At 70.1% G+C, this 25,729-nt stretch carries 21 protein-coding genes, 1 tRNA gene and 2 pseudogenes; 12 read left to right on the plus strand and 12 right to left on the minus strand.

Annotation, left to right across the window (positions count from 1 at the left end):
* Positions 1-136 precede the first annotated feature (136 nt).
* The 3 genes from YS110_08920 to fdhD all read right to left on the minus strand — a co-directional run bounded on the left by YS110_08920 (position 137) and on the right by fdhD (position 4,130).
* On the minus strand, positions 137-526 hold the full coding sequence (locus YS110_08920) for a TraR/DksA family transcriptional regulator (protein UJB64857.1): 390 nt from the start codon (positions 524-526) through the stop codon (positions 137-139).
* 123 nt (positions 527-649) lie between these two features.
* The gene (locus tag YS110_08925; protein UJB64858.1) at positions 650-3,193 is read right to left on the minus strand and encodes an ABC transporter permease; all 2,544 of its coding nucleotides are present in this window, start codon (positions 3,191-3,193) and stop codon (positions 650-652) included.
* A gap of 73 nt (positions 3,194-3,266) precedes the next feature.
* A complete protein-coding gene (gene fdhD, locus YS110_08930) occupies positions 3,267-4,130 on the minus strand; it encodes a formate dehydrogenase accessory sulfurtransferase FdhD (GenBank protein UJB64859.1) in 864 nt (287 codons plus the stop codon).
* 235 nt (positions 4,131-4,365) lie between these two features.
* Between fdhD and fdnG the strand changes: the two genes are divergently transcribed.
* The 5 genes from fdnG (at position 4,366) to YS110_08955 (ending at position 11,563) form a co-directional block, all read left to right on the plus strand.
* Positions 4,366-7,431: a formate dehydrogenase-N subunit alpha gene (gene fdnG, locus YS110_08935; GenBank protein UJB64860.1), complete on the plus strand. Its 3,066-nt coding sequence runs from the start codon at positions 4,366-4,368 to the stop codon at positions 7,429-7,431.
* A 10-nt stretch (positions 7,432-7,441) separates the two neighbouring features.
* Positions 7,442-8,362: a formate dehydrogenase subunit beta gene (fdxH, locus tag YS110_08940; protein ID UJB64861.1), complete on the plus strand. Its 921-nt coding sequence runs from the start codon at positions 7,442-7,444 to the stop codon at positions 8,360-8,362.
* The gene (locus YS110_08945) at positions 8,359-8,985 is read left to right on the plus strand and encodes a formate dehydrogenase subunit gamma (protein ID UJB64862.1); all 627 of its coding nucleotides are present in this window, start codon (positions 8,359-8,361) and stop codon (positions 8,983-8,985) included. Before fdxH ends, YS110_08945 begins: the two co-directional genes overlap by 4 nt.
* A 212-nt stretch (positions 8,986-9,197) precedes the next feature.
* Entirely contained in the window at positions 9,198-10,148 is a 951-nt protein-coding gene (fdhE, locus tag YS110_08950) for a formate dehydrogenase accessory protein FdhE (GenBank protein UJB64863.1), read from the plus strand.
* The gene (locus YS110_08955) at positions 10,145-11,563 is read left to right on the plus strand and encodes an L-seryl-tRNA(Sec) selenium transferase (protein ID UJB64864.1); all 1,419 of its coding nucleotides are present in this window, start codon (positions 10,145-10,147) and stop codon (positions 11,561-11,563) included. The genes fdhE and YS110_08955 overlap by 4 nt, the downstream gene beginning before the upstream one ends.
* 86 nt (positions 11,564-11,649) lie before the next feature.
* Here the strand turns inward: YS110_08955 and YS110_08960 are convergent, their stop codons facing one another.
* From YS110_08960 to YS110_08985, 6 genes are all read right to left on the minus strand, one after another.
* Positions 11,650-12,894 (minus strand): RhtX/FptX family siderophore transporter, encoded by a 1,245-nt coding sequence (locus YS110_08960; protein ID UJB64865.1) that lies wholly within the window; start codon positions 12,892-12,894, stop codon positions 11,650-11,652.
* Positions 12,891-13,316, minus strand: a complete 426-nt coding sequence (locus tag YS110_08965) for a cupin domain-containing protein (GenBank protein ID UJB64866.1) — start codon at positions 13,314-13,316, stop codon at positions 12,891-12,893. Before YS110_08965 ends, YS110_08960 begins: the two co-directional genes overlap by 4 nt.
* On the minus strand, positions 13,313-14,791 hold the full coding sequence (locus YS110_08970) for a PepSY domain-containing protein (GenBank protein ID UJB64867.1): 1,479 nt from the start codon (positions 14,789-14,791) through the stop codon (positions 13,313-13,315). The genes YS110_08965 and YS110_08970 overlap by 4 nt, the downstream gene beginning before the upstream one ends.
* A complete protein-coding gene (locus YS110_08975) occupies positions 14,788-15,069 on the minus strand; it encodes a hypothetical protein (protein ID UJB64868.1) in 282 nt (93 codons plus the stop codon). The genes YS110_08970 and YS110_08975 overlap by 4 nt, the downstream gene beginning before the upstream one ends.
* 1 nt (position 15,070) lies before the next feature.
* A complete protein-coding gene (locus tag YS110_08980) occupies positions 15,071-17,170 on the minus strand; it encodes a TonB-dependent siderophore receptor (protein UJB64869.1) in 2,100 nt (699 codons plus the stop codon).
* 111 nt (positions 17,171-17,281) lie between these two features.
* Positions 17,282-18,151: a helix-turn-helix transcriptional regulator gene (locus YS110_08985; protein ID UJB64870.1), complete on the minus strand. Its 870-nt coding sequence runs from the start codon at positions 18,149-18,151 to the stop codon at positions 17,282-17,284.
* A 204-nt stretch (positions 18,152-18,355) separates the two neighbouring features.
* On the opposite strand from YS110_08985, the gene selB reads away from it, so the two are divergent.
* Together selB and YS110_08995 are read left to right on the plus strand one after the other, a co-directional pair.
* Positions 18,356-20,278 (plus strand): selenocysteine-specific translation elongation factor, encoded by a 1,923-nt coding sequence (gene selB / locus YS110_08990; GenBank protein UJB64871.1) that lies wholly within the window; start codon positions 18,356-18,358, stop codon positions 20,276-20,278.
* Positions 20,279-20,366: 88 nt separating this feature from the next.
* Positions 20,367-20,458, plus strand: a tRNA-Sec gene (locus YS110_08995).
* A 518-nt stretch (positions 20,459-20,976) separates the two neighbouring features.
* Here YS110_08995 and YS110_09000 read toward each other — a convergent pair.
* Positions 20,977-21,981 (minus strand): annotated as a pseudogene (locus YS110_09000) (IS110 family transposase).
* 170 nt (positions 21,982-22,151) lie between these two features.
* A complete protein-coding gene (locus YS110_09005) occupies positions 22,152-22,442 on the minus strand; it encodes a Rha family transcriptional regulator (protein ID UJB64872.1) in 291 nt (96 codons plus the stop codon).
* Positions 22,443-22,741: 299 nt separating this feature from the next.
* On the opposite strand from YS110_09005, the gene YS110_09010 reads away from it, so the two are divergent.
* From YS110_09010 to YS110_09025, 4 genes and pseudogenes are all read left to right on the plus strand, one after another.
* Positions 22,742-23,068 carry a transcriptional regulator gene (locus tag YS110_09010; GenBank protein UJB64873.1) on the plus strand — a complete coding sequence of 109 codons (327 nt, stop codon included), beginning with the start codon at positions 22,742-22,744 and terminating at the stop codon, positions 23,066-23,068.
* Complete coding sequence (locus YS110_09015; GenBank protein UJB64874.1) at positions 23,049-23,336, plus strand: type II toxin-antitoxin system MqsA family antitoxin; 288 nt, start codon at positions 23,049-23,051, stop codon at positions 23,334-23,336. Before YS110_09010 ends, YS110_09015 begins: the two co-directional genes overlap by 20 nt.
* A 104-nt stretch (positions 23,337-23,440) precedes the next feature.
* Positions 23,441-23,623 (plus strand): transposase, encoded by a 183-nt coding sequence (locus YS110_09020; protein UJB64875.1) that lies wholly within the window; start codon positions 23,441-23,443, stop codon positions 23,621-23,623.
* Positions 23,593-23,940 (plus strand): annotated as a pseudogene (locus YS110_09025) (DDE-type integrase/transposase/recombinase). Before YS110_09020 ends, YS110_09025 begins: the two are co-directional and overlap by 31 nt.
* A gap of 41 nt (positions 23,941-23,981) precedes the next feature.
* On the opposite strand, the gene YS110_09030 reads toward YS110_09025, so the two are convergent.
* The gene (locus YS110_09030) at positions 23,982-24,572 is read right to left on the minus strand and encodes a PadR family transcriptional regulator (GenBank protein ID UJB64876.1); all 591 of its coding nucleotides are present in this window, start codon (positions 24,570-24,572) and stop codon (positions 23,982-23,984) included.
* 167 nt (positions 24,573-24,739) lie between these two features.
* Here YS110_09030 and YS110_09035 point away from each other — a divergent pair, with 167 nt between their 5' ends.
* Positions 24,740-25,723, plus strand: a complete 984-nt coding sequence (locus tag YS110_09035; protein UJB64877.1) for a nitronate monooxygenase — start codon at positions 24,740-24,742, stop codon at positions 25,721-25,723.
* Positions 25,724-25,729: the final 6 nt, after the last annotated feature.

Below are 25,729 nucleotides of genomic sequence, written 5' to 3' on the forward strand. Positions count from 1 at the left end.
CGGCCCATGAAACCGGCACGGCCCAGACCAGCAGACGCCGCGCAAGGGCCGCCCCGCCGCGCTGGCGGCGTCCCCCTGCCCGCAGTGCGCAGCACTGCGAGAGCGGGGGGAAGCGGCGCAGCCGCTCAGGGGGGTTTCACTTCAAGCGGGTTTCGGCCTTGGACTGGCAGCCCACGCAGCGCACGGCCTGGGGCTGGGCCTGCAGCCGCGCCAGGCCCACGCCCTGGCCGCAGTCGATGCACTCGCCGTAGCTGCCGTCGGCGACGCGCTCCAGCGCGGCGCGCACGGCCACCAGTTCGTCGTGGTCGCGGCTGGCCTCGGCGTCGCGCACGGTGTTGAAGAACATGTCCTCGGAATGCTCCTTGCGGTCGTCCGGGTGGGCTGCGTCGCCCCGGCTGGGCAGCAGCGCCAGGGTGTCGCGCTGGGCCGCGTTCAGCTCTTGCAGCAGCAGTTCCTTGCGCGCTTCGAGCTGGGCGCGCAGTTGTTCGCGTTGGGCGTCGGTCAGGAGGGTGTTGTCGTGTGTCATGGCCGCAGAATGCCAGTTGCGCCACCGTGTTCATTGACACACATCAAGCCCACGGGGTTTCTAATGAAAATGGGCTCCAGCGCTTGCACAGCAAGCGCTGGAAGCTCATTTTTCAATAGCAAACTATTCCGCCGTCCGCCGCAGCGTTTCCACCACGGGCCGCAGCAGCACCTCGCGCAGCCCCCACCAGCCGGCCAGCAGCGCCAGCAGTGCGCCGGCCAGCGCCCCGGCCAGCGGCACCAGGGGCGAGGCGGTCCAATGGAAGTCGAACACGAAGTGCGCCAGCGCCCAGCCCACGGCCACGGCCACGCTGCTGGCGAGCACGCCCGCGAGCAGCCCCACGCCCGCCAGCTCGGCGCGCTGCACCTGGCGCAGCAGGCTGGCGCGCGCGCCCACGGCGCGCATGATGGCGAACTCGCGCGCGCGCTCCTCGCGCGTGGCGGTGACGGCGGCGAACAGCACCACCAGCCCGGCCGCGAGGGTGAAGCCGAACAGCAGCTCCACGGCGCGCACCACCTGGTCGAGCACGCGCTGCACCTGCGAGAGCGTCTGGCTCAGGTCGACGTTGGTGACGTTGGGAAACTGGCGCACCAGCGCATTGTCGAAGCCCGCCCCAGCGCCCTCGGCGCCGGGCGCGCGGTAGGCCGCCAGGTAGGTCACGGGCAGGCCGGGCAGCACGGCGTCAGGCGCCTGCACCGGGTACATGACGAAGAAGTTGGCGCGCATCGAGCCCCAGTCCACCTTGCGCAGGCTGGTGATGCGCGCCTCGCTGGGCATGCCTGCGATGTCGAAGCGCAGGCGGTCGCCCAGCTTCAGGCCCAGGGTCTGGGCGATGCCTTCCTCCACGCTCACCGTGCCCTGCTCCCCGGGCGTCCAGCGCCCGGCCACGATCTGGTTGTGGCCCGGCGCCTCGGCGGCGTTGGAGAGGTTGAACTCGCGGTCCACGAGGCGCTTGGCGCGGTCCTCGGCGTAGTCCTGCGGGCCCACGGGGCGCTCGTTCACGGCCACCAGGCGGCCGCGGAACATGGGGTACCAGTCGTAGCGCGCCACGCCCGCCGCGCGCAGCGCCTGCTGGAAGTCCTGCGCCTGGTCGGGCAGGATGTTGATGACGAAGCGGTTCGGCGCATCGGCCGGCGTGGCCTGGCGCCAACTGGCAATCAGGTCGGTGCGCAGCAGCACCAGCAGCACCAGCGCCAGCAGCCCCACGGCCAGGCTGCTGACCTGCACCACGGCGTAGGCCGGGCGTGCCGCGAGCTGGCGCGTGGCCAGCACCAGCCAGCGCGGCGCCGTGGCCTCGTTGACGCCGCGGCGCAGCAGGCGCACCGCCAGCCAGGCCAGCAGCGCGAACAGCAGCACCGCTGCCGCGAAGCCGCCCACAGCGATCAGGCCGAACTTGAGGTCGCTGCTCACCGCCAGCAGCAGCGCGGCGAAGCCCGCCACGCCCAGCGCCAGCACGGCGACGGAGGCGGGCTTGAGCGCCCCCAGGTCGCGCCGGATCACGCGCAGCGGCGGCACGCGCGCCAGCTGCAGCACCGGCGGCAGGCCAAAGGCCAGCAGCAGCGTGAGCCCCAGGCCCAGGCCCAGGACAGCGGGCCACGGGCCGGGCGCGGGCAGCGCGGCCTCGATCAGCCCAGCCAGCAGTTGCACGAACAGGTGGTGCACGCCAAAGCCCATGAGCACGCCGGTGGCGCTGGCCGCCAGGCCCACCAGCGTGAACTCCACCGTGTAGGCCCAGGCGATGCGGCGCTGGCTCAGGCCGAGCACGCGCAGCAGCGCGGCGGCGTCGAGGTGCTCGGCGGCGAAGGCGCGCGCCGCCAGGGCCACGGCCACGGCCGAGAGCAGCGCCGCCAGCAGCGCCACGAGGTTGAGGAATTTCTGCGCGCGCTCCAGCGTCTGGCGCATCTCGGGGCTGCCGCTGTCGAGCGACTCGACGCGCAGGCCGTGCACCTCGGGCTGCTGCGCCTGGTCCAGGGCCCAGGCGCGGTAGGGCTGCACGGCGGCGTCGGGGCCGGCCACGGCGAAGCGGTAGGTGAGGCGGCTGGCGGGCTGCACCAGCCCGGTGGCGGGCAGGTCGGCCGCGTGGAGCATGGCGCGCGGCGCGAAGCTCAGGAAGCCGGCGCCCCGGTCGGGCTCCAGCGTGAGGATGCGGGCGATGCGCAACTGCGCGTCGCCCAGCAGCAGCGTGTCGCCCATGGCCAGGCCCAGGGCTTCGAGCAGCGGGGCGTCGAGCCAGACCTCGCCGCGCGCGGGCGTGGCGCGCGTCGCGGCGTCGGGCGCGCCGGGGGCCTCGGCCACGCGCAGGCTGCCGCGCAGCGGGTAGCCCGGCGCCACGGCCTTGAGCGCCACCAGGCGGCTGGCGCCGCCCTGCGCGTCGGGCGCGCGCGCCATGGTGGGAAAGCTCACCGTGGTGGTGCCTTGCAGGCCCAGCGCCTGGGCCTGCCGCGCGAAGGCGGCGGGCGTGGGCTGGTCGCTGGCCACCACCACGTCGCCGCCGAGCAGTTGCGCCGCATCGCGCACCAAGCCGCCCTGCAGCCGGTCGGCGAAGAAGCCCACCGAGGTCAAGGCGGCCACGGCCAGGGCCACGGCCCAGAACATCAGGCGCAGGCCGCCCGCGCGCAGGTCGCGCAGCAGGGTGCGCCAGCCCAGGGCGAGAATCGATGGATTCATGGTGTTTTTGGCCTCCAGCCCTTATCCAGCAAGCGCTGGAAGCTATTGAATCAGGAGTAAACAACGTGGCTATTCACGCATAGCGCAGCGCCGTGGGCGGCCGGCACATGGCCCACAGGTGGATGCCGGCCTCCTGCGCCAGTTGCAGCGCCAGCGCGGTGGGCGCCGAGATGGTGGCGAACGCCGGCACGCCCAGGCGCGCGCACTTGCGCACCAGTTCGTAGCTGGTGCGGCTGGTCATGATGACGAAGCCGGGCTCGCCCAGGCGGCCCGCCAGGGCCAGGCGGCCAAAGAGCTTGTCCAGCGCGTTGTGGCGGCCCACGTCTTCGAGCACGTCGGTCAGCTCGCCCTCGGGCGTGGCCCAGCCCGCGGCGTGCAGCGAGCCGGCGCGGACGTTGAGCGCCTGGCGCGCGGCCAGCGCGCCGAAGGGGCGCAGGATACGCGCGGCATCGAGCTGCTCGCGCCAGGCGGGCGCGGCCAGCGGCGCGGGGTGCAGGTCCAGCGCCTGCAGGCTGTCGATGCCGCACACGCCGCAGCCGGTGCGCCCGGCCAGGGTGCGGCGGCGGTCCTTGAGGCGGGCGAACTGGCGCGGCGAGATCTCCATGTGCACGGCGCAGCTGGCGTCGGGCGTGCCCTGCCCGTGCAGGGTCACTTCCAGGTCGCGGCATTCCTGCGGCTGCTCGACGATGCCTTCGCTGAGCGCAAAGCCCACGGCGAACGCCTCCAGGTCCTGCGGCGTGGCCATCATCACGGCGTGCGAGATGCCGTTGAACACCAGCGCCACCGGCACCTCGGCGGCGACATAGCTGGCGTAGAACTGCGGCGCGCCGCCGCCGCTGTGCCAGCGCTGCACGGCCACGTCGGCCAGCGGCTCCAGCGCGCCAGCGCCTGGTGCGCCCGGCGCCAGCGGGCAGGCCGGCTCAATGGGATCGCTCATGAACATCCTCGCACCTTAACAGCCACCCGAAGGCTTGCGCCCGGCGGGGGCAACCGCCCCGCACGGGGGTCAGGAATCGGCCCCACATCGGGCCGGGATGCCTATGATCCGCCCCTCACGGCCCCACCGCGACGGGCAGGCGCAGCGCCTTGGTGCAATCCCTGTAGGACTTTCCCGGACAAGCCTTGAATATCACACTACAACGATCCACTCCCCCACGACAGGAGGTTCCCTCATGGACATGAACCGCCGGCACTTCTTCCGCATCAGCGGGGCAGGCCTGGTGGGCTCCAGCCTGGTGGCGATGGGCTTCTCGCCCGCCACTGCCTTGGCCGAAGTGCGCCAGTACAAACTGGCCGCCACCACCGTCACGCGCCAGACCTGCACCTATTGCTCGGTCGGCTGCGGCCTGCTGATGTATTCCCTGGGCGACGGCGTGAAGAACGCCAAGCCCTCCGTCATCCACGTCGAAGGCGACCCGGACCACCCGGTGAACCGCGGCACGCTGTGCCCCAAGGGCGCGGGCCTGCTCGACTTCATCAACAGCCCCAACCGCCTGCTGTACCCCGAGTACCGCGCGCCCGGCTCCAGCGAGTGGAAGCGCATGTCCTGGGACGACGCACTGACCCGCATCGCCAAGCTGCTCAAGGACGACCGCGACGCGAACTTCCAGGCCCAGACGGCTGACGGCCTGACCGTGAACCGCTGGCTCACCACCGGCATGCTGGCCGCCTCGGCGTCGAGCAACGAAGCCGGCTACATCACCCACAAAGTGGCCCGTTCCTGGGGCCTGCTGGCGTTCGACAACCAAGCCCGTGTTTGACACGGCCCGACGGTGGCAGGTCTTGCCCCGACGTTTGGCCGTGGAGCGATGACGAACCATTGGGTCGACATCAAGAACGCGGACGTTATTTTGATCATGGGCGGCAATGCCGCCGAAGCGCACCCCTGCGGATTCAAGTGGGTGACCGAAGCGAAGGCGCACAACAAGGCGCACTTCATGGTGGTCGATCCGCGCTTCAACCGCTCTGCCTCCGTGGCCGATTTCTACGCCCCCATCCGGTCGGGCAGCGACATCGTGTTCCTGGGCGGGATCATCAATTACCTCTTGTCCAACGACAAGATCCACCACGAGTACGTGCACAACTACACGGACTTCAGCTTCATCGTGCGCGATGACTTCGCTTTCGTGGACGGCATCTTCTCGGGCTACAACGAGGAAAAACGCACCTACGACAAGAAGAGCTGGGACTACGAGCTCGGTGAAGACGGCTACGTCCTGACCGACCCGACGCTGCAGCACCCGCGCTGCGTGTACCAGCTCATGAAGCAGCACTACGCCAGCTACACGCCCGAGAAGGTCGAGAGCGTCTGCGGCACGCCGAAGGAGAAATTCCTGCACGTGGCCGAGAAGTTCGCCTCCACGGCCGTGGCCGGGCGCGCCGCCACCATCCTCTACGCGCTGGGCTGGACGCAGCACTCCATCGGCGCGCAGATCCTGCGCTGCGCCGCCATGGTGCAACTGCTGTGCGGCAACATCGGCGTGGCTGGCGGCGGCATGAACGCGCTGCGCGGGCACTCCAACATCCAGGGCCTGACGGACCTGGGCCTGCTGTCGGCCAGCCTGCCGGGCTACCTCACGCTGCCGGGTGAGAAGGAGCAGGACTACCAGGGCTACATCGCGGCGCGCACGCAGAAACCGCTGCGCGCCGGCCAGATGAGCTACTGGCAGAACTACCCCAAGTTCCACGTCAGCCTGATGAAGTCCTGGTTCGGTGCGGCGGCCACGGCCGAGAACAACTGGGCCTACGACTACCTGCCCAAGCTGGACAAGCAGTACGACATGCTGCAGTACTTCCAGCTCATGAACGAGGGCCAGGTCAACGGCTACATCGCGCAGGGCTTCAACCCGATCGCCTCGCTGTCCAACAGCGGGCGCGTGCGCGACGGCCTGGCCAAGCTCAAGTTCCTGGTCGTCATGGACCCGCTGGCCACCGAGACCTCGGAGTTCTGGAAGAACCACGGCGAGTTCAACGACATCGACGCGGCTTCCGTGCAGACCGAGGTGTTCCGCCTGCCCACGACCTGCTTCGCAGAGGAAGAAGGCGCTGTGGTGAGCTCCTCGCGCGTGCTGCAGTGGCACTGGAAGGCGGCCGAGCCCCCGGGCGAGGCGCGCACCGACGTGGCCATCATGGCCGCGCTGCACCACCGCCTGAAGGCGCTCTACGCCAAGGAAGGCGGCGCGTTCGCCGACCCGATCCTGAACCTGGACTGGAAGTACGCCCAGCCCGACCACCCGAGCTCCGAGGAAATCGCCAAGGAGTACAACGGCAAGGCCCTGGTCGACCTGCTCGACCCCAAGGACCCAGCCAAGGTGCTGCGCCCTGCGGGCCAGCAGGTGTCGGGCTTCGGCGAGCTGCGCGACGACGGCTCCACGGCCAGCGGCTGCTGGATCTACGCAGGCGCCTGGACGCAGGTCGGCAACCAGATGGGCCGGCGCGACAACGCCGACCCGACCGGCATCGGCAACACGCTGAACTGGGCCTGGGCCTGGCCGGCCAACCGCCGCGTGCTCTACAACCGCGCGTCCTGCGACGTCAAGGGCAAGGCCTTCAATCCGCGCCGCAAGCTCATCGAGTGGAACGGCAAGGCCTGGGGCGGCGCCGACATCCCGGACATGGGCGCCACGCTGGCGCCCGAGACCGGCGCCGGTCCGTTCATCATGACGCCCGAGGGCGTGGCGCGCTTCTTCGCGCGCAAGGGGCTCAACGAGGGGCCGTTCCCCACGCACTACGAACCGTTCGACACGCCGCTGGGCTTCAACCCGATGCACCCGGACAACCCCAAGGCCACGTCCTCGCCGGCCGCGCGGGTGTTCAAGAACATCTGGGACACCTTCGGCAAGGCCAGCGAGTTCCCGCACGTGGGCACGACCTACCGCCTGACCGAGCACTTCCACTACTGGACCAAGCACGCCCTGGTCAACGCCATCACCCAGCCCGAGCAGTTCGTCGAGATCGGCGAGGCGCTGGCGAAGGAGCTGGGCATCGTGGCGGGCGACAAGGTCAGGGTCAGCTCCAAGCGCGGCTTCATCAAGGCGGTGGCCGTGGTCACCAAGCGCATCAAGCCGATGAAGATCGAGGGCCGCACGGTGCACCACGTGGGCATTCCGATCCACTGGGGCTTCAAGGGCGTGACCAAGCCAGGCTTCCTGGCCAACACGCTGACGCCCTTCGTGGGCGACGGCAATACCAACACGCCGGAATTCAAGACCTTCCTCGTGAAGGTCGAGAAGGTGTAAGGAGGCACGGATGTCATTGCAATCCCTCGATATCAAGCGCCTGTCGGCCACCACCACCCCGGCGCCCCAGGCTCGCACCCCGCAGTCGGGCGACGTGGCCAAGCTGATCGATGTCTCCAAGTGCATCGGCTGCAAGGCCTGCCAGACCGCCTGCATGGAATGGAACGACCTGCGCCAGGAACCCGGCGTGAACCACGGCGTGTACGACAACCCGAACGACCTGACCGAGAACGCGTGGACGGTGATGCGCTACACCGAATACGACAACGAGGCCACGGGCAATCTGGAGTGGCTGATCCGCAAGGACGGCTGCATGCACTGCGAGGATCCGGGCTGCCTCAAGGCCTGCCCGTCCCCCGGCGCCATCGTGCAGTACACCAACGGCATCGTCGATTTCCACCAGGAAAAGTGCGTAGGCTGCGGCTACTGCGTCACGGGCTGCCCGTTCAACGTGCCGCGCATCTCCAAGAAGGACAGCAAGGCCTACAAGTGCACACTGTGCTCGGACCGCGTGGCCGTGGGCCAGGAGCCGGCCTGCGTCAAGACCTGCCCGACGGGCGCCATCATGTTCGGCACCAAGAAGTCCATGAAGGACCACGCCGACGAGCGCATCGCCGACCTGAAGGAGCGCGGCTTCGCGCAGGCGGGCCTGTACGACCCGGCCGGCGTGGGCGGCACGCACGTCATGTACGTGCTGCACCATGCCGACCAGCCGTCGCTGTACCAGGGCCTGCCCACCGATCCCAAGGTCAGCGCCGCCGTGCGGCTGTGGAAGGGGGTGTCCAAGCCCCTGGCCATGGCCGCGCTGGGCGCCGCCGCGCTGGGCGGGCTGTTCCACTACATCACCAAGGGCCCCAACGACGTCTCCAAGGAACTGGAAGACGAGATGGAGCGCCAGGATCGTGAAGCGGAAAAGGAGACGCAGCCATGAGACGCAACCCCCGCGACCTGCAGCGCTACAGCGCCGGCGAGCGCGCCAACCACTGGGTGGTGGGCATCTGCTTCATCCTGCTCGCGCTCTCGGGCCTGGCCTTCTTCCACCCTGCGTTCTTCCCGCTCACGCAGCTGTTCGGCGGCGGGCCGTGGACGCGCATCCTGCACCCCTACATCGGGGTGGTGATGATGCTGTTCTTCATCATGATGTTCTTCCGCTTCTGGCGCCTGAACGTGATGGAGCAGCGCGACGTGGAATGGCTCAAGAACGTCAACAAGATGATCGACGGCAACGACCACGACATGCCCGAGCAGGGCAAGTACAACGGCGGCCAGAAGGTGCTGTTCTGGGGCCTGGTGCTCGGCATGCTGGCGCTCACCGCGTCCGGCATCGCCATGTGGCGCGCCTGGCTGAACCTGCCCGTGGACATGGTGCGCATCGCCTCGGTGGTGCATGCCGTGGCGGCGGTGTGGATGATCGGCCTGATCATCATGCACGTGTACGCCGCCATCTGGACGCGCGGCACCATCCGCGCCATGCTCTACGGCACCGTTACGCGCGCCTGGGCCAAGCAGCACCACCGCGGCTGGTACCGCAAGATGACGGGAGATAACAGCTAGCCTCCCTGAGCCGCCTTCGGCGCCTTCCCCCCCAGGGGGACGACGCCAGCGGCCTGGCAAAGCCAGCTCCGCGGCGTCTGCTGGCCTGGGCCGTGCCGATGCCCAGGCCATGCCCCAAGCCGAGCAGCGCCGAAAGCTGATACGCTGCCTTCGTTCCTGCCGCCGGTGGCGCCCCTGCCCCGGCGGCGGTTCCATTTCTGGAGACCTGATCCGTGCAACGCATTCTTCAACCCGGCGACATCGAAGCCCTGGATCGCACCCAGTTGCCGCGCATCCGCCTGCCCCAGCCCGCCAGCCTGTTCGCCGACCGCGCCGCGCGCCTGGCGCAGAAGGCCGAGGGCAACCCGATCGGCGACTACCTGCGCTTCCTCGCGCGCCTGGTGCGCGCCCAGCAGCAGGCCGCAGGCACGATGCAAACCGCCGCGCCCAACCCCGCGCTGATCGCCCAGGCGCAGGAACATTCCATGCCGCTGCTGCCCGCGGCCCAGCACATCGACCCGGCCTGGCATGGCGTGCTCGACCAGTTGCTGGCCGCGCTCGACGGCGCCCCCGAGCTGCCCGAGGCCCTGCGCCCCACGCTGGCCCAACTGCGTGCCCTGCCCGGCGAGGAACGCGACACGCTGGCACGCCGCGTGCTCCTCGGCCTGCTGGGTGAAAGCGCCGACCTGGCCGCCGCGCCCATCGTCATGGCGGCGCTCCAAGTGGTCTTCGCCGACCGTGCCAGCCGCCTGCAGGAAGCCGACATTCCCTACACCGACCCCGCCACCATCTGCCCCGTGTGCGGCACCGCGCCCGTGGCAAGCGTGCTGCGCATCGGCGGGCGCGAAGCCGGACTGCGCTACCTGCACTGCGGCTGCTGCGGCACCGAATGGCACATGGTGCGCGTGAAATGCAGCCACTGCGAATCGACCAAGGGCGTGCACTATCAGGGCATGCAGAGCGAGGGCAGCGACCAGAAGGACGAAGTGGTACTGGCCGAAACCTGCGACCAATGCCACACCTACCGCAAGATCGCCAACCAGGAAAAAGACCCGCTCGCCGAGCCGCTGGCCGATGACCTCGCCACGCTGCTGCTCGACCTGCTCATGGGTGAGACGCCTTTCGCGCGCGCCAGCATGAACCCGCTGCTGCCCATGCAGGACGCCGAAGGCGCCGCGCCATGAACACGGCGGCCCGCCTGCCCGGCGTGGACCGGGTGCTCTCCACGCCGCTCGCGCGCACGCTGTCGGCCGAATACGGCGCATCGTCCACCACGGCCGCTGTGCGCGCCGCACTCGACGCGCTGCGCCCCGCCGCGCTCGCGGGCGAGGCCACGTCCGAGCAACTCGCACCCGACGCCGTGGCCGCGCAGGCGCAGCAGCATCTGGCCGCCCAGTTCGCCCCGCGCCTGAAAGCCGTCTTCAACCTCACCGGCACGGTCTTGCACACCAACCTGGGCCGCGCCCTGCTGCCCGACGCTGCCGTGCAGGCCGTGGTGCAGGCGCTCACCACGCCCGCCAACCTCGAATTCGACCTGGCCACCGGCGGGCGCGGCGACCGCGACGACCTCATCACCGGCCTGCTGCGCGACCTCACCGGCGCCGAGGCCGCCACCGTGGTCAACAACAACGCGGCGGCCGTGCTACTCACACTCAACGCCCTGGCGCCGCGCAAGGAAGTCATCGTCTCGCGCGGCGAACTGGTCGAGATCGGCGGCGCCTTCCGCATCCCCGACATCATGGGCCGCGCGGGCGCCCGGCTGGTCGAGGTGGGCACCACCAACCGCACCCACGCCAAGGACTACGAAGAAGCCATCACCGAGCGCACCGCGCTGCTCATGAAGGTGCACTGCAGCAACTACGCCGTCACCGGCTTCACCAAGAGCGTGCCCGAGGCCGAGGTGGCGGCCATCGCCCACGCGCGCGGCCTGCCGCTGGCCGTCGATCTGGGCAGCGGCACGCTGGTGGACCTGGCGCAATGGGGCCTGCCCCACGAACCCACCGTGCGCGACGTGGTGAGCGCGGGCGCCGACATCGTCACCTTCAGCGGCGACAAGCTGCTCGGCGGCCCCCAGGCCGGCCTGATCGTGGGCCGCAAGGACCTGATCGCCAGGATCAAGAAAAACCCGCTCAAGCGCGCGCTGCGCGTGGGCAAGCTCACGCTGGCGGCGCTGGAGCCCGTGCTGCGCCTGTACCTCGCGCCCGAACGCCTGCCCGAGCGCCTGACCACGCTGCGCCTGTTCACCCGCCCGCAGGCCGACATCCGCGCGCAGGCCGAGCAACTGCTGGCGCCACTGCAAGCCGCAGTGGGCCAGGAGTACACCGTGCGCGCCGCGCCCCTGTTCAGCCAGATCGGCAGCGGCGCTCTGCCTGTGGACACGCTGCCGAGCCACGGCCTGGCCATCGCGCCCGCAACCCCGAAGCGCGCGGGCCGCGCCCTCGCCCGGCTCGAAGCCGCGCTGCGCACCCTGCCCCGCCCGGTGATCGGCCACATCGCCAGCGACGCGCTCTGGCTCGACCTGCGCTGCCTGGAGGCGCCCGACATGCCCGCCTTCACGGCGCAGTTGCCCGCGCTCGCCGATGCGCTCGCACAGGCGTGATTCCAAGCCAAATCAGCCTCCAGCGCTTATGGGGCAAGCGCTGGAAGCTCTTGATTCAATAGCACCCAGGCGATAGCGGCAACGCCTTACCCCACCCGCCCGCGTCCACCACCCAGCCGGGCCGCCACCACCAGCGCCGCCAGCGCCACGGCCAGGCCTGCCGCGAAGCTGCCCGCATAGCCCGCGTGCGCGGCCAGCCCGGTGAGCGAGGACGACGTGGCGATCTCGCCCACGTCGCGCGCGCTCTGCACCGCCGTCATGTCGGTGCCTGCCTGCGCGCCCCGGGCGGCGAAGGCCATGGCCAGCGTCATCACCGCCACCGAGGCCGATCCCGCGCCGAAGCAGCCCAGCGCCGTGGCCGTCCACACGCCCGCCACGGGTAGCGCGGGCGTCTGCCCCGCCAGCCAGAGCCACAGCGCCGCCGCCAGCGCCGAGGCGCCAATGCCCAGCGCGAACAACGCCCGCGCGCCGATGCGCCCCGCCAGCCACGCGCCGCCGCCGCAGCCCAGCAGCACCGTGATGCCGCCCCCTACCATGCCCACGCGGCCCACGTCCTCCAGCGCCCAGCCCGCATCCACCAGCAGCAGCTTGGACAGGCCGTAGCCCGTGACCGCGGCCATGGCCGACAGCGCCGCCGCCAGCAGCAGCGACCACGCCCCCGGCCGGGCGATGAAGTGCCGCAGCCGCGCCGTCGGCAGGTGCCCGGCCGCCCGGGGCCGGTCCGCGCCTTCGCGCCAGGCCAGCGCCAGCAGCAGGCTCGCGGCCACGGGCAGCGCCAGCACGGCCAGCGCGCCGCGCACGCCCAGCAGGCCGGTCAGCAGCAGGCAGCCCGAGCCGCCGAAGAAGAAGCCGGCCATGGTGCCACCCACCTGCAGCGCGTTGGCGCGCGCCAGCGCCGGGCCGCTGAAGTGCTCGGCCGTGAAGCCGTCGGTGGCGATGTCCTGCGTGGCACTGGCCAGCGAGCCGATGGCCGCCAGCGCCACGATGGCCGGCGCGCTCGCGCCCGACACGCCCAGGCCCGCCGCCGCCAGCAGGCACAGCAGCACCAGCGCCTGCATGGGCACGATCCAGCTGCGCCGCCGCCCCAGCGCGGGCCTCCAGTGGTTGTCCACGGGCGCGGCCCAGAGGAACTTGAGCACCCAGGGCAGCCCGACCAGCGGCAGGAAGGCCAGGCTGGTGAGCGGCGCGCCCTGGCGGCGCAGCAGCGCGGGTAGCGCCTCCATCGCCAGCCCCAGCGGAATGCCCTGGGCGAAGTACAGCGCGGCCACCAACAGCCATCGGTGCGCGGCGGCGCGGGCGGATTCAGCGGCATGTCGTGCAGCGGTGTTCATGCGGCCTCCACGCGGCGGTGCTCGCTGCCCTGGCTGGGCGTGACGAACAGCAGGCGGCCCGGCTCCTCCACGCGCAGCCGGTGCCAGGTGCCGCGCGGCACCACCAGCATCTGGCCCGCCGTCAGCGGCACTTCGCGCGCGGGGCGGGCAGCGTCGCCGTCCAGCGTCACGCAGACGCGGCCGTCGAGCAGCGCCAGCACCTCGTCGCCGCGCGGATGCCGCTCCCAGTGGCCGGCGTGTACCGAGGCGCTATCGCTCACGGCCTTGATGCCGATGATCCAGTCGGCATCGGTGCGGCCACGCTCGGCAAACGCCAGGGCGCGGACATGTGCGCCAGGGTGCAGCGCGATCAGGCGGCCATCGAGCACCTGGGGCGCGGGCGGCCAAGGCAAGGGGGCGGGTGTGTCGGTAGAGCATGTCATGGGGAATCCTCGAATCGGAAATGAAACCGCAGGCCAAGTGCCAGCAGCACTGCACCCGCGCAGAAAAGAAAGGCATCGACGCGCAGGGCGGGCGCGGCCACGGCCAGTGGCTGCGCCAGGCTGCGCGCCAGGTCGATGCCCGCAGCGCCCAGCAGCAGCCCGCCCGCCAGGGCCGATGCCAGCGCGGCCGCACGGCCCTGGCGGCGGGCCAGCGCCAGCCCTGCGGCGGCAAGCCCCCAGCCGCCCCAGAACACCACGCCCAGGCCGCCCAAACCGCCGGCCGCCGCCAGCAGCAGCGCCGCGCACGCCACGGCCAGGCCGCCGCCGATGCCGGCCACCAGCCGCTCCGCCAACCATGAGCCGCCCTGTGCCGCGCGCCGGCCCAGCCACAGCAAGGTGCCGGTGGCTGCGAGCGCGGCCGCGCCCAGGCCACCCACCAGATGCAGGGCCAGCCCCCAGCAGCCGCCATACTGCGCGTAGTGCAGGGGCTGCACCGCGGCGAAAACGCGCAGCCAGCCGCCGCGCCCGCGCACGCTGTCCTCGCGCAGCAGCAGGCCATCGCGCGCACGGTAGTGCGCGCGTTCGAACACTGCCGTGCTCAGCAGGCCCGCGCGCGTGCCCGCCAGCGTGAGGGTGGCCTCGGTGTCGCCCGCATTGGCCAGGGTGATGGATTCGACGCGCAGGCCGGGATCGCGCAGGCGGTGCGCATCCAGCAGCGCCTGCAGCGGCGGCAGCGTTGCGGGCACGCCGCTGGCGCGCGCGGGCGGGCGGCCGGTGAGTTCCGCCAGGGCCTCGGGCATGCCGCCCGCATAGGCCAGGCGCGACAGCGCCATGGTGCCCAACGCCCCCAGGCCGCTGAAAATGCCGGTAACGGCGATCAGCAGCAGCACCGGCAGCAGCCACAGGCCCAGCAGCTTGTGCAGGTCGAACGCCGCCGCGCGCCAGCCCCTGGCCCACCGCAGCGCCGTCCAGTCGCGCCAGCGGCGCGGGTGCAGGGCGATGCCGCCCAGCAGCAGCACCGTCAGCGCCACGCCCATCAGGCTGACCGCGATGCGGCCGGGAAAGCCCGCGTACAGGCTCTTGTGCAGCGTGGTGACGATGGGCGCCATGGCGGCGCTGCCCGTGGCGTCGGGCACCGGGCCGGCCGTGGCGGGGTCGAGGCTGATGCGGCGCGGCGGGCCACCCGGGCCAGAGGGGCCGCTGCTCACCGTCACCACGGGGTGCAGGGCCGTGGGCAGCGCGATGCTGATCTGGCGCGCATCCGGCGGCATCTGAGCGCGCGCCGCCGCCAGCATCCGGTCGATGTCCACCACCGCAGGCGGCGGCGGGCGCCGCGCACCCGCCTCCCAGTAGCGCAGATGGGCATCCGCCACGGCCCAGACGCCGCTCAGGCAGACGATGAAAAGCGCCAGCCCGAACACGGCCCCGGCCCAGGCGTGGCTGGCATGCAGCAGGCGCCGCGCGGCGGATTTCATGCGGGCAGCCCTCCCGACAGTGGCGCCAGCGCCGCCACCACGGCGGCGGCCACGGCCAGCGCCAGCACGCGGCCCCAGGCGCGCGCGCCGCTGGCGGCCAGCAGCGCAGCGAAGATGGCACCCAGCCACGCCGCGGTGCCGATGAACACGCCCGCGTAGAGCCGCTCCAGGCCGCGCGCATCCGGCCAGGCCAGCACCGTGGCCATCGCCACCAGCACCGCCGCCACGCCGCCGCCCAGCACCCCGGCGCTCGCGCGCCCCAGTCCCACCGCCGCCATCTCAGAACACCGTGCGCAGCGTCAACATGGCGCTGCGCGGCTCGCCGTAGCGGTTGCTCCAGGCCGTGCCCGACAGGCTCTGGTAGTAGCCGCGGTCGAACAGGTTGCCCACGTTGAGCGCCACGGTGGTCGTGCGGCCCAGGCGGTAGCCCACGCGCAGGTTCACCAGCCCGTAGCCGTCCTGGCGCTGGGTGACGCTGCCAGACACCGCCGAAAACTCGCTCTGCGCCTGAATGCCCGCGCCCAGCGTCCAGCGCCGCTCGTCGATGGGCAGCGTGTAATTGGCCCACAGCCGCAGGATGTGGCGCGGCGTGAAGCGCGCCAGCGGCTGGCCCGCGAGCGTGGCGTCGCGCACGTATTCGGTGGTGTTGTAGGTGTAGCCGGCCTGCACGCTCAGGTCACGCGTGATACGGCCCGTGGCCTCGGCCTCGAAGCCCCGGCTCACGGCCTCGCCGCTGTTGACGTAGTAGCACGCGGCGCCCGCGCACGGGTGGTCGGGGTCCTGCTGCGCGCGGTTGGTCTGGCGGATGCGGAACACGGCCAGCGACACGTTCAGGCGCCCGTCGGCCAGTTCGCCCTTCACGCCCGCCTCGTAGTTCGTGCCCTCGATCGGGTCGATGACGCTGCCCTCCCAGGTGCGCTGGGTCTGCGGCTGGAAGATCTGCGCGTAGCTGGCATAGGCGGACCATTGCGGCGTCAGCGCATAGACCAACCCGCCATAGGGCGTGAACTGGCCGCTGATGCGCGACGTGCCCGACGCCGTCTCCTGCTCCCACCGGCTGACGCGCACGCCCACGATCAGTTTGAGCGGGTCGGCCAGGCTGAAGCGGCCCATGGCGTACAGGCCCGACTGCGTGGTGCGCGTGGGGCCGCGCGAGCCGTAGGCGCCGGTGGCGGGCTCGGGCACGCCGTGCGGATTCCAGCCGAAGACGTCCACCGGCGCGTTGGGCGCGGGGGTCAGGCTGGCCTGGAACTGCTCGAAGCGGGTCTTCTGGTAGTTGCCGCCCACCATCAGCTCGTGCTGGCGGCCCAGCAGCGTGAACGGGCCGCTGGCGTAGCCGTCGATGCTGCTTTGCGCACTGTCGAAGGCATAGGCCGCACCCGTGAGCCTGGGCCCGGCCAGCGTCGCCGGATCGACCGCGCCGTTGGCCCCGGCGTACTTCAGCGTCGAATCGCCCGAGAGGTGGTTGGCGTTGAGCTTGAACGCCCAGCCGTTGCCAAAGCGGTGGTCCAGCCCGGCGAACACGCGCGTGTTGTCCCAGTCGAAGCGGTCCCAGGCCACGTCCAGGTAAGTTGAGCGCGGCAGGCCCAGGGGCTGGCCGTTGGCATAGAAAGGCACGCCCGACATGTTGGTGATCGAGCGGATGCGCTGCTGGTGCGCGCCCAGGCTCAGCGTGGTCGCGGGGGCCACGTCCAGCTCGGCGATGGCGTAGACGTTGCTGGACTGCTGCGTGGCCACGTCGTAGAAGAAATCGCGGTCCTCGTGGCTCGCCACCACCATGCCGCGCAGCGTGCCCGCCGCGTTCAGCGGGCCGCCCACGTCCGCCTCGGCGCGGTAGCGGTTCCAGCTTCCCGCACCCAGCGAGGCGCTGCCGCCGAATTGGCGCGGCGGCCGCCGGGGCACCAGGTTCACCGTGGCCGACGGGTTGCCCGCGCCCGCCAGCAGGCCCGCCGCGCCGCGCAGGATTTCCACGCGCTCGTACATGGCCATGTCCTGCGGCGCGCTGGCGGTGCCGCCCAGCAGCACGGGCACGCCGTCCTGCTGGAACGAATCGATCTTGAAGCCGCGCGCGTAGTAACCCGTGGTCAGCTGCTGGTAGGGCTGCACCGTGACGCCGGGCGACTGCTGCATCACGTCGTCGAGCGTGCGCAGGTTCTGCTCGTGCATGCGCCCGGCGTCGATCACCGTGATGGACTGCGGCGTTTCGCGCAGCGTGGGGGTGATGCGGTTGAGCGAAGTGCCCACCTCGGGCGCCGCCGTCACCTCCACGCCGGGCAGCGTGGCGGCGGGCTCCTGCTCCTGCGCTTGCACGCCCAGGGCCGCCAACGCGGCGGCTAACGCCACGGGCCGCCAGCGGCCCTGTCTGAATCCTTGCGCCATGAATCGCGCCTCCTTTTTTTATGAGAATCAATCTCAACAAAGTCTAGGAAGCCACGGCCCTCCGGATTGGCGATGGCGGAAGTTTGGCTGGCGATCGCGGAAGTACCGGCGTCAGTGCAGCGCGCTCGGCGCCACGCCGAAGCGCTGGCGGAACACCTTGGTGAAGTGCGAATCGGTGTAGCCGCAGGCCTGCGCCGCCTGCGCCACGCTGCCGTGCCCGGCGGCGATGAGCCGGTAGGCCAGATCCAGCCGCTGCGCGCGCACGAACTCGTACACGCTGCAGCCGAACAGCTGGCGAAAGCCCGTGGTGAGCTTGTTGACGTTGGTGCCCGCCAGCCGCGCCAGTTCGGGCAGCGAGGGCGGATCGTTCAGGCGCTGGCGCAGGATGTCCTGGGCCGCCCGCAGGCGGCGCACGTCGTGCGCGCGCAGCGGGCTGGCACCGGCCGGGCCGCCGCGCTGCTCCAGCCCGGCCATCACGGTGGCCGCCAGTTCCAGGGCCTTGCCCGCCAGGTAGATCCGGCGCGCCGCGCCCTGCAAGGGGCACATCAGCATCTGCCGGCCCAGCCCCTGCAGCACGCGGTCGGCGCGCTGGTCCAGCACCATGCCGCGCTGGCCCGAGGCGCGCCGCGCCAGCCAGTCGGCGTCGATGCCGAAGTCCTGCGCCAGCGACGCCGCCGGCATGCGCACGGCCACGTATTCGAGCACGGCGGCGGGGTCGAACTCGTGCCGCACGGTGAAGGGTTCCCTGTTCAGGCTCAGGTGAAAAGCCGGCCCCTGCACGCGCACCGCCTGGCGCTCGCGCAGCTGGTAGCGCAGTTGCCCGCCCAGCACCAGCACGAGCTTGAAGCCCGGCTCCACCACCTCGGTGGTGCATGCGGGCGCATCGAAGCGCAGCACGCCGCCGGCCAGCGACACCTGGGGCGCGACGGCGGGCAACTGCCAGCCGTAGCCAGAATCCGGGTCGGTGCGCGAAGGGGTCATGCGGGAATCAATCGCTCTCATGAGAATGATTCTTGATTATTCCCGATCTGGCATGCTCCTGCCCGAGACCGTGTGAGGTTGGGTATTTCGCCTCTGGCCGATGCAATACTTGGCAGCACCGCCGCGCTGCTGGAGATCATGAAGGAAATCGGCCTCCAGCCCTTTATGGACAAGCGCAACCAGCTACGAAAGAAATAGCAATCCATGATCATCGGCACCGCAGGCCACATCGACCACGGCAAGACCTCGCTGGTGCGCACGCTCACCGGCGTGGAGACCGACCGCCTGCCCGAGGAAAAGCGCCGTGGCATCTCCATCGAACTCGGCTACGCCTACCTGCACGCGCCCGGCGGGCCGTCGCTCGGCTTCGTGGACGTGCCGGGCCACGAGCGCCTGCTGCACACCATGCTGGCGGGCGCGACGGGCATCGCCCATGCGCTGCTCGTCGTGGCCGCCGACGACGGCGTGATGCCGCAGACGCGCGAGCACCTGGCCGTGGTGGCGCTGCTGGGCGTCACCCAGGGCACGGTCGCCATCACCAAGATCGACCAGCTCGACCCCGCCACGCGCGCCGCGCGGCTGGACGCCGTGCACGCCGAGGTGCGCGCACTGCTTGCGCCCACGGCACTGGCCGCGGCACCGCTGTTCGACGTCAGCGCGCACACGGGCGAGGGCATCGCCGCGCTGCGCGCGCACCTGTGCGACGCCGCGCGGCAGCACGGCGCGGCGGGCGCGCAGGACACGGCGCGCGCCTTCCGCTTGGCCGTGGACCGCAGCTTCACCCTGGCCGGCGTGGGCACCGTGGTCACCGGCACCGTGGCCAGCGGCCGCGTGCAGGTGGGCGACGAGCTGTGCATCACGCCGCAGCGGCGCACCGTGCGCGTGCGCGGCATCCATGCGCAGAACCTGCGCGCCGAATCCGCCCACGCCGGCCAGCGCTGCGCCCTGGCCCTGGCCGGCGTGGCCAAGGACGAGGTGCAGCGCGGCCAGGTGGTGTGCGCGCCCGCCATCGCCCTGTGCACCACGCGGCTGGACGTGCAATGCCAGCTCTGGGAAGGCGAGGCGCGCGCCCTGCGCTCGGGCACGCCCGTGCACGCGCACCTGGGCGCCTGCGACGTGGTGGGCGCCATCGTGCTGCTCGACCGCGACGCGCTCGCCCCCGGCGACACGGGGCTGGCCCAACTGGTGCTGCACGGCAGCGTGGCGGCCTGGCACGGCGACCGCGGCGTGCTGCGCGACGCCTCGGCCACGCGTACGCTGGCCGGGGTGCGCGTGCTCGACCCCTTCGCGCCGCAGCGCTACCGCCGCACGCCCGAGCGCCTGGCGCAGCTCGCCGCCCAGGCCCTGCCCGGGCGCGCCGCGCGCATCGCCGCGCTGCTGGCGCATGCACCGCTGGGCCTGGATCTGGCGCAGACCGCCCGCGCCGAGGCGCTGCCCGGCCCCGAGGCGCTGCCGCTGCCGCCCGGAGCCATCCCCCTCGCGGGCAGCGGCCTGGCCCTGACGCCCAGCACCCTCGGCGCGCTGCAGGCGCACACCCTGGAGCGCCTGCGCGCCTTCCACGCCGCCAGCCCCGAGGAAATCGGCCCCGACGCGCGGCGCCTGCGCCGCCTGGCCGCGCCACGCGCCAGCGACGCGCTGTGGCAGCACGTGGTGGACAGCCTGATGGAACGCCAGGCCCTGGCGCGCAGCGGCCACTGGCTGCACCTGCCCGAACACGCCGCGCGCATGAACGCCACCGAGGAGGCGCTGGCCCAGCGCATCCGCCCGCTGCTGCTGGCGGGCGCGTTCGACCCGCCCTGGGTGCGCACCCTGGCGCAGGACCTGGGCGCCGCCGAAGCCCTGGTGCGCCAGACCCTGGCCAGCATGGCGCGGCGCGGCGAAGCCTTTCAGGTGGTCAAAGACCTGTACTATCCACTGCCTACGCTTGAACGCTTGGCCGCCATGGCGCGCGATGGCATGGCGGACGGCGCGGCACTGCAGGCCGCCGCGTTCCGCGACGCGACGGGCCTGGGCCGCAAGCGCGCGATCCAGTTGCTGGAGTTCTTCGACCGCGTGGGCTTCACGCGGCGCGTGAAGGATGCGCACCTGCTGCGCCCCGGCACGCCGCTGTTCACGGCGCAAGAGTGATTTTTTGCCGCCGGGCCGCCCCAAGGCAAAAAGCGGCCCCCTCGGGGGGCAGCGACCCGCGCAACGGTGGAGCGTGGGGGTCAGTTTCGGAAGGGAAGCGTCCCTGGTGGGGCGCCCGGGCTTCAAACCCGGTGGGTTGCGCCACGCGCGGCCGGAGGGTTCGACTCCCTCTCCCTTCCGCCCCCCATCCCCCCTCACACAACACCAACGCGCTTTTTGGCGGCTTTTCCGCGCACGTTGACCTAAATAAATCAATGTGATACGCCGCGTTAACTGGCTACAAGGGCTTCCCCACATTCGCAAGCAATACCTCTCCCTGGGTTTATCGCGCAGCGATAGACCCAGGCATGGTCTTCAACGGTTTCAGCTCAGTTCCCAGCCTTGTGCGTGCAGCGCGTCGATGCTTCTTGGCAAACGGTGCGGACGGCGTGACTACAAACGGTCATTAGCGCTACCTTCTGTGTCGGCAGCAAACCCTGATGAAAGACGCGCGCCGGGGGCTCCATTCGTTAGTCGGGTCTTGGGATCTCTCCCATGGCTCCCCTCCAGTTAACCGAGCATTCCCCGGCGCAGGTCCAACCTTTTGCACATCAACGACTGCCTTCACGCGGCGGATTCCTGATCTGTTGGGCTTGTCTTGCTTGCGTTGTTTGTCTTGCCTGGCCTGATCGGCTCAGGCGGGCATCTTGAAGTTCTCCCCCCCTTTGCAGCACGGCCCAGCACATGCGTGCGTTCTTGGCCGCTATCGCCACCACCGCGCGCCAGTAGCCCCGGCGCTCGGCCAGGCTGCGTGCCCAGCGGCTGAGGCTGTCTTGCTTGGGCGCTCGGGGGTTCATGGCGGCAGCCAGCACGGCCCGCGCTCCCATCACGAGCAGGCTGCGCAGGTAGGCGTCTCCTGCCTTGGTGATGCGCCCCAGGCGCTGTTTGCCGCCCGAGCTGTATTGCCCGGGCACCAGGCCCAGCCAGGCGCTGAAGCTGCGCCCGCAGGCGAAGTCGTGGCCGTTGCCCACGGTGCTGATGAGGGCCATGGCGGTGGTCTGGCCTATGCCGCTCAGTTGCATCAACTGCCGTGCCTGCGTGTTGTGGCGGGCCATGAAGGCAATGTGGCGGTCGTATTCGGCGATGCGTTCATCCAGCCCGGTGACTTCACTGAGCAGGTCGCCGATGACGGTGTTGGCCCAGCCGGGCAGGTCTTCGAGGTGGGCCAATGCTTCGCGCCGCACGGTGGCGGCCTTCAGGGGCAGCACGATGCCCAGTTCCGACAGCAGGCCCCGGATGCGGTTGAGGGTGGCGGTGCGCTGCTCCACGAAGCCCTGGCGGGCGCGGTGCACCATCAACTGGCCTTGTTGTTCAATGGTCTTGAGGGGCACGAAGCGCATTTGGGGCCGGGTGACAGCTTCGCAGATCGCCGCAGCGTCGGCGGCATCGTTCTTGCCTCGTTTGCCCGAGAGGCGGTAGGGGGCGACGAACTTGGGGGCCATCAGGCGCACGGTGTGGCCGAGCTTGTCGAATTCCCTGGCCCAGTGGTGTGCGCCGGAGCACGCTTCCATGCCGATGAGGCACGGGGGCAAGGCGGCGATGAGTTCCAGCAGTTTGTCTCGGGCCACGCTGGGGCGCACCAGCGCGGGCTTACCTGCTGCATCCACACCGTGAACGGCGAAGACGTTCTTTGCCAGGTCGATTCCTACGGTTACGATGGTCATGGACTTCCCCTTCCATAAAACAAGCGTGTTGATGAGAGATTGCACTTCCCATCGTGGCACTTGGTTGCCGTTCTGCGCAAATGCGCGCTGCGCTTGGGACGGGGAAGTCCCTTTCATTCGTTATATACAGTATTTCGTCAAACGCCATGCAATGGGTTTTCATGGCCAATTCATCGTTTTTTGGCCGGTAGGATGAAGCCCATGCCCAGCAGGGTGAAACCGTCGCGGGTGAGGCGGTACAGCTTGTGCTGCTGCGCGCCGGTTTCGGGCAAGGTGTAGTACCCCTGCGCAAAATTGCGCAGGGCTTCCTCGGGAAGCTGCTCAACCAGGGTTTCAATGGCCCGCAGCACGTCACGGTGCGGCTTGCCGAAGTGGCGTGCAACGTCGGTGCTCAGGGTGGTGGGGGTGCCGTCAACGGCGGCGACGATGGGCGCGGATGCGCGGGGGAGAGACAGGGCCATGATGGGCCTCCAAGGCTCCGGTTGCAAAAACCGTCGCCCAGACGCCAATCAGGGCAGCGGCTCGAACAGGTTGGCGTACCGGGGAACCTCGCGGAAACCGGCGGGCCTTGCGGCCCCCTGCCCGAGCCGCCAAAAAAGGGGCACGAACGAAAAAGCCGCAAAACTGCGGTGGTTTGCGGCTTTGCCGCGACATTCCTTCAGGACGCCAATCCCGGCTGCGCCTTTTTCGCGCAGCGCTGGCGGTGTATCACCCCATATCACTGTGTTGTGTTTTATACGTCTCTGACGTACAATAAGGCATGCACACCATCATCGAAACGCCCATCTTCAGCTCCGATGCCAAAGGCATCTGGGCCGAAGGCGAGCGTGGCGAATTCTGCGCATGGCTGGCGGCCAACCCCGAAGCCGGGGACGTGATCCCCGGCTCGGGCGGTTGCCGCAAGGTGCGCTGGGCGCGCACTGGCATGGGCAAGCGCGGCGGGGTACGGGTGATTTATTTCAACCGGCTGGACAACGGCGTGATTCACCTGCTGGTGATCTACGCCAAGGCGGTGCGTGGCAACATCCCGGCGCACCTTCTGAAAGCCATCAAGCAGGAGATCGAGGATGCCTACTATCAAGCGTGAAACCATGACAGGCGAAGAACTGGGCCTCAAGCTGCTGGCCTCGGTCAAGCAGATGCGCGCAGGCCAGGGCACGGTGGTGCATTCGCCGGTTGCGCAAGTGCGCGCCGCCTCTGAGTTGTCGCAAGCGCAGTTCGCCCAGCTCATGGGCGTGAGCGTTCGCACCTTGCAGGAATGGGAACAGGGGCGCCGCCAGCCCAGCGGGGCAGCGCAAACCCTGCTGGCCGTGGCCCAGCGCCACCCCGAAGTGCTGCGCGAACTGGCCGCGTAACTCACTGCGAACCATCCCCACCACCCCAGGCCCTGGGGCACTGACCTTGCCCCCGAAAGACGTATCCCTTGCTGAGTGTTTCAATGCAAGCGAGGAAGACGTAAATGACGAAGACGGCAAGAGCGCGCTACACGCTCGAATTCAAGCAAGAGGCAGTGCGGCTGGTTGAGGGCGGGCAGAGCATCGCGGCGGCAGCGCGCACCTTGGGCGTGGTCGAGCAGACCTTGTTCAACTGGGTCAAGGCGCAGCGCGAAGGCAAGCTCACCCGCACAAGCAGGCCGGGTTGATCTTCCACAGCGACCGGGGCAGCCAGTACGCCAGCCACGACTTCCAGGACGTGCTCAAGGCGTACGGCATCACCAGTTCGATGAGCCGCAAAGCCAGCTGCTGGGACAACGCCTGCAGCGAGACGCTGTTCGGGTCATTGAAGGTGGAGCGGCTGCACGGCCAGCGCTTCAAGACCAGGCGCGAGGCGAAGGACGAAACCATAGCCCGGCTGCTCTGGTACAACCGTGCTCGATTGCACTCGACGCTGGCCTGCGTCAGCCCAATGCAGTTCGAGCAGGACTGGCTTGCCAATCAACCACGGCAAGCCAACTCATGAGATCAGCTATGGGATACGGATTCCAGGGGCAAGGTCATTTCTCACTTTTCATCCGCAGAACGTGTGGGGTGCACGCCCCTTCGCACAGGCGATGAATCGGCGGGCGACGACAGCAAGTCCAGCGCCTTGCGCACCACGTCGATCCACACCTGCTCCTGCTGGATGCCGGCCTCCAGCACCAGGCTGCGCAACTGGCCGGCGCGGCCCAGGCGCTTTTGCCTGCCGAAGTCGGTCACGGCGATCTGCTGGTAGAGCGCGAGCTTGGCCTCGTGCCACTGCAGGCGCCTGCGCATTTCCTCTTCCAGCCCGCAGGGGCCCACGGCCGCGTCCGCGCGCAGGCGCACCATCAGGGCGTCGCGCAAGGGCTTGGGGTCTTCCTGTTCGAGCGTCCACCGCTGGAGCTCGCTGCGGCCTTGCGGCAGCACTTCATAGGAGCGCTTGCGGCCCCGGCTTCCCAGCATGGGCGTGGATTTGACGAGGCCCTGCGCCTCCAGCCGGTTCAATTCACGGTAGATCTGCTGGTGCGTGGCATGCCAGAAGTGGCCGATCGAGCGGTCGAAGCGTTCGGCAAGCTCGGCGCCGGAGCAGGGGTGCTCGATCAAGGCGGTCAGGAGCGCATGGGGCAGGGACATACGGAGGCGATACGAAGCGGGGCAATGCGTTGATCTTGCCCGATGCCGGGCCATGTTTTCGCAACCAGTTGCATTTTAGGGATTGGGCTGCTTAAAATTTCGCAACCAGTTGCATAAAGATGCCGCTGCATGCCGGAAGGTTCGATCACCCCCCCAGGAGACAAGCCATGAGACTTCCCCCCATCCTGTCCCATCTGCCGCTGCCCATCATCGGCTCGCCGCTGTTCATCATCAGCACGCCACGACTGGTCATCGCGCAGTGCAAGGCGGGCGTGGTCGGCTCCATGCCGGCACTCAACGCCCGGCCCGCATCGCTGCTGGACGAATGGCTGGCCGAGATCACCGAGGAGCTGGCCGCCCACAACCGCGCCAACCCCAACCGGCCGGCCGCGCCCTTCGCTATCAACCAGATCGTGCACCGCAGCAACGAGCGCCTGGAGCACGACATGGCGATGTGCGAGAAGTACAAGGTGCCGATCATCATCACCTCGCTGGGCGCGCGCGAGGACGTGAACCAGGCTGTGCACCGCTGGGGCGGCGTGGTGATGCACGACGTGATCAGCAACCACTTCGCCCGCAAGGCGATCGACAAGGGCGCGGACGGCATCATCGCCGTGGCGGCGGGTGCCGGAGGCCATGCGGGCACCACCAGCCCCATGGCGCTGGTGCAGGACATCCGCGCCTGGTTCGACGGCCCCCTGGCGCTGTCCGGCGCCATCGGCAGCGGCCGCGCCGTACTGGCCGCGCAGGCCATGGGGGCGGACTTCGCCTACATCGGCTCGGGCTTCATCGCCACCGAGGAGGCACGCGCCGAGGAGGGCTACAAGCAGATGATCACGCAGTCCGACAGCGCGGACATCCTCTACTCCAACCTGTTCACGGGCGTGCATGGCAACTACCTGCGCCCCTCGGTCGTCGCTGCAGGCCTGGATCCGGACAACCTGCCAGTCAGCGACGCTTCCAAGATGAACTTCAGCGAGAGCACGGGCGTCAAGGCGTGGAAGCACATCTGGGGCTGCGGCCAGGGCATTGGCCCCGTCAAGGAGGTGCTGCCCGCCGGGATCTGGATCGATCGCCTCGTGGAGGAGTACCACGACGCATTGGCCCAATTGCAACGCAGCGCGCCGGCCCGCCAGCCCGTGGCCGCATGACCAGGA

The sequence above is a fragment of the Acidovorax sp. YS12 genome, from assembly GCA_021496925.1.
Taxonomy (GTDB): domain Bacteria; phylum Pseudomonadota; class Gammaproteobacteria; order Burkholderiales; family Burkholderiaceae_C; genus Paenacidovorax.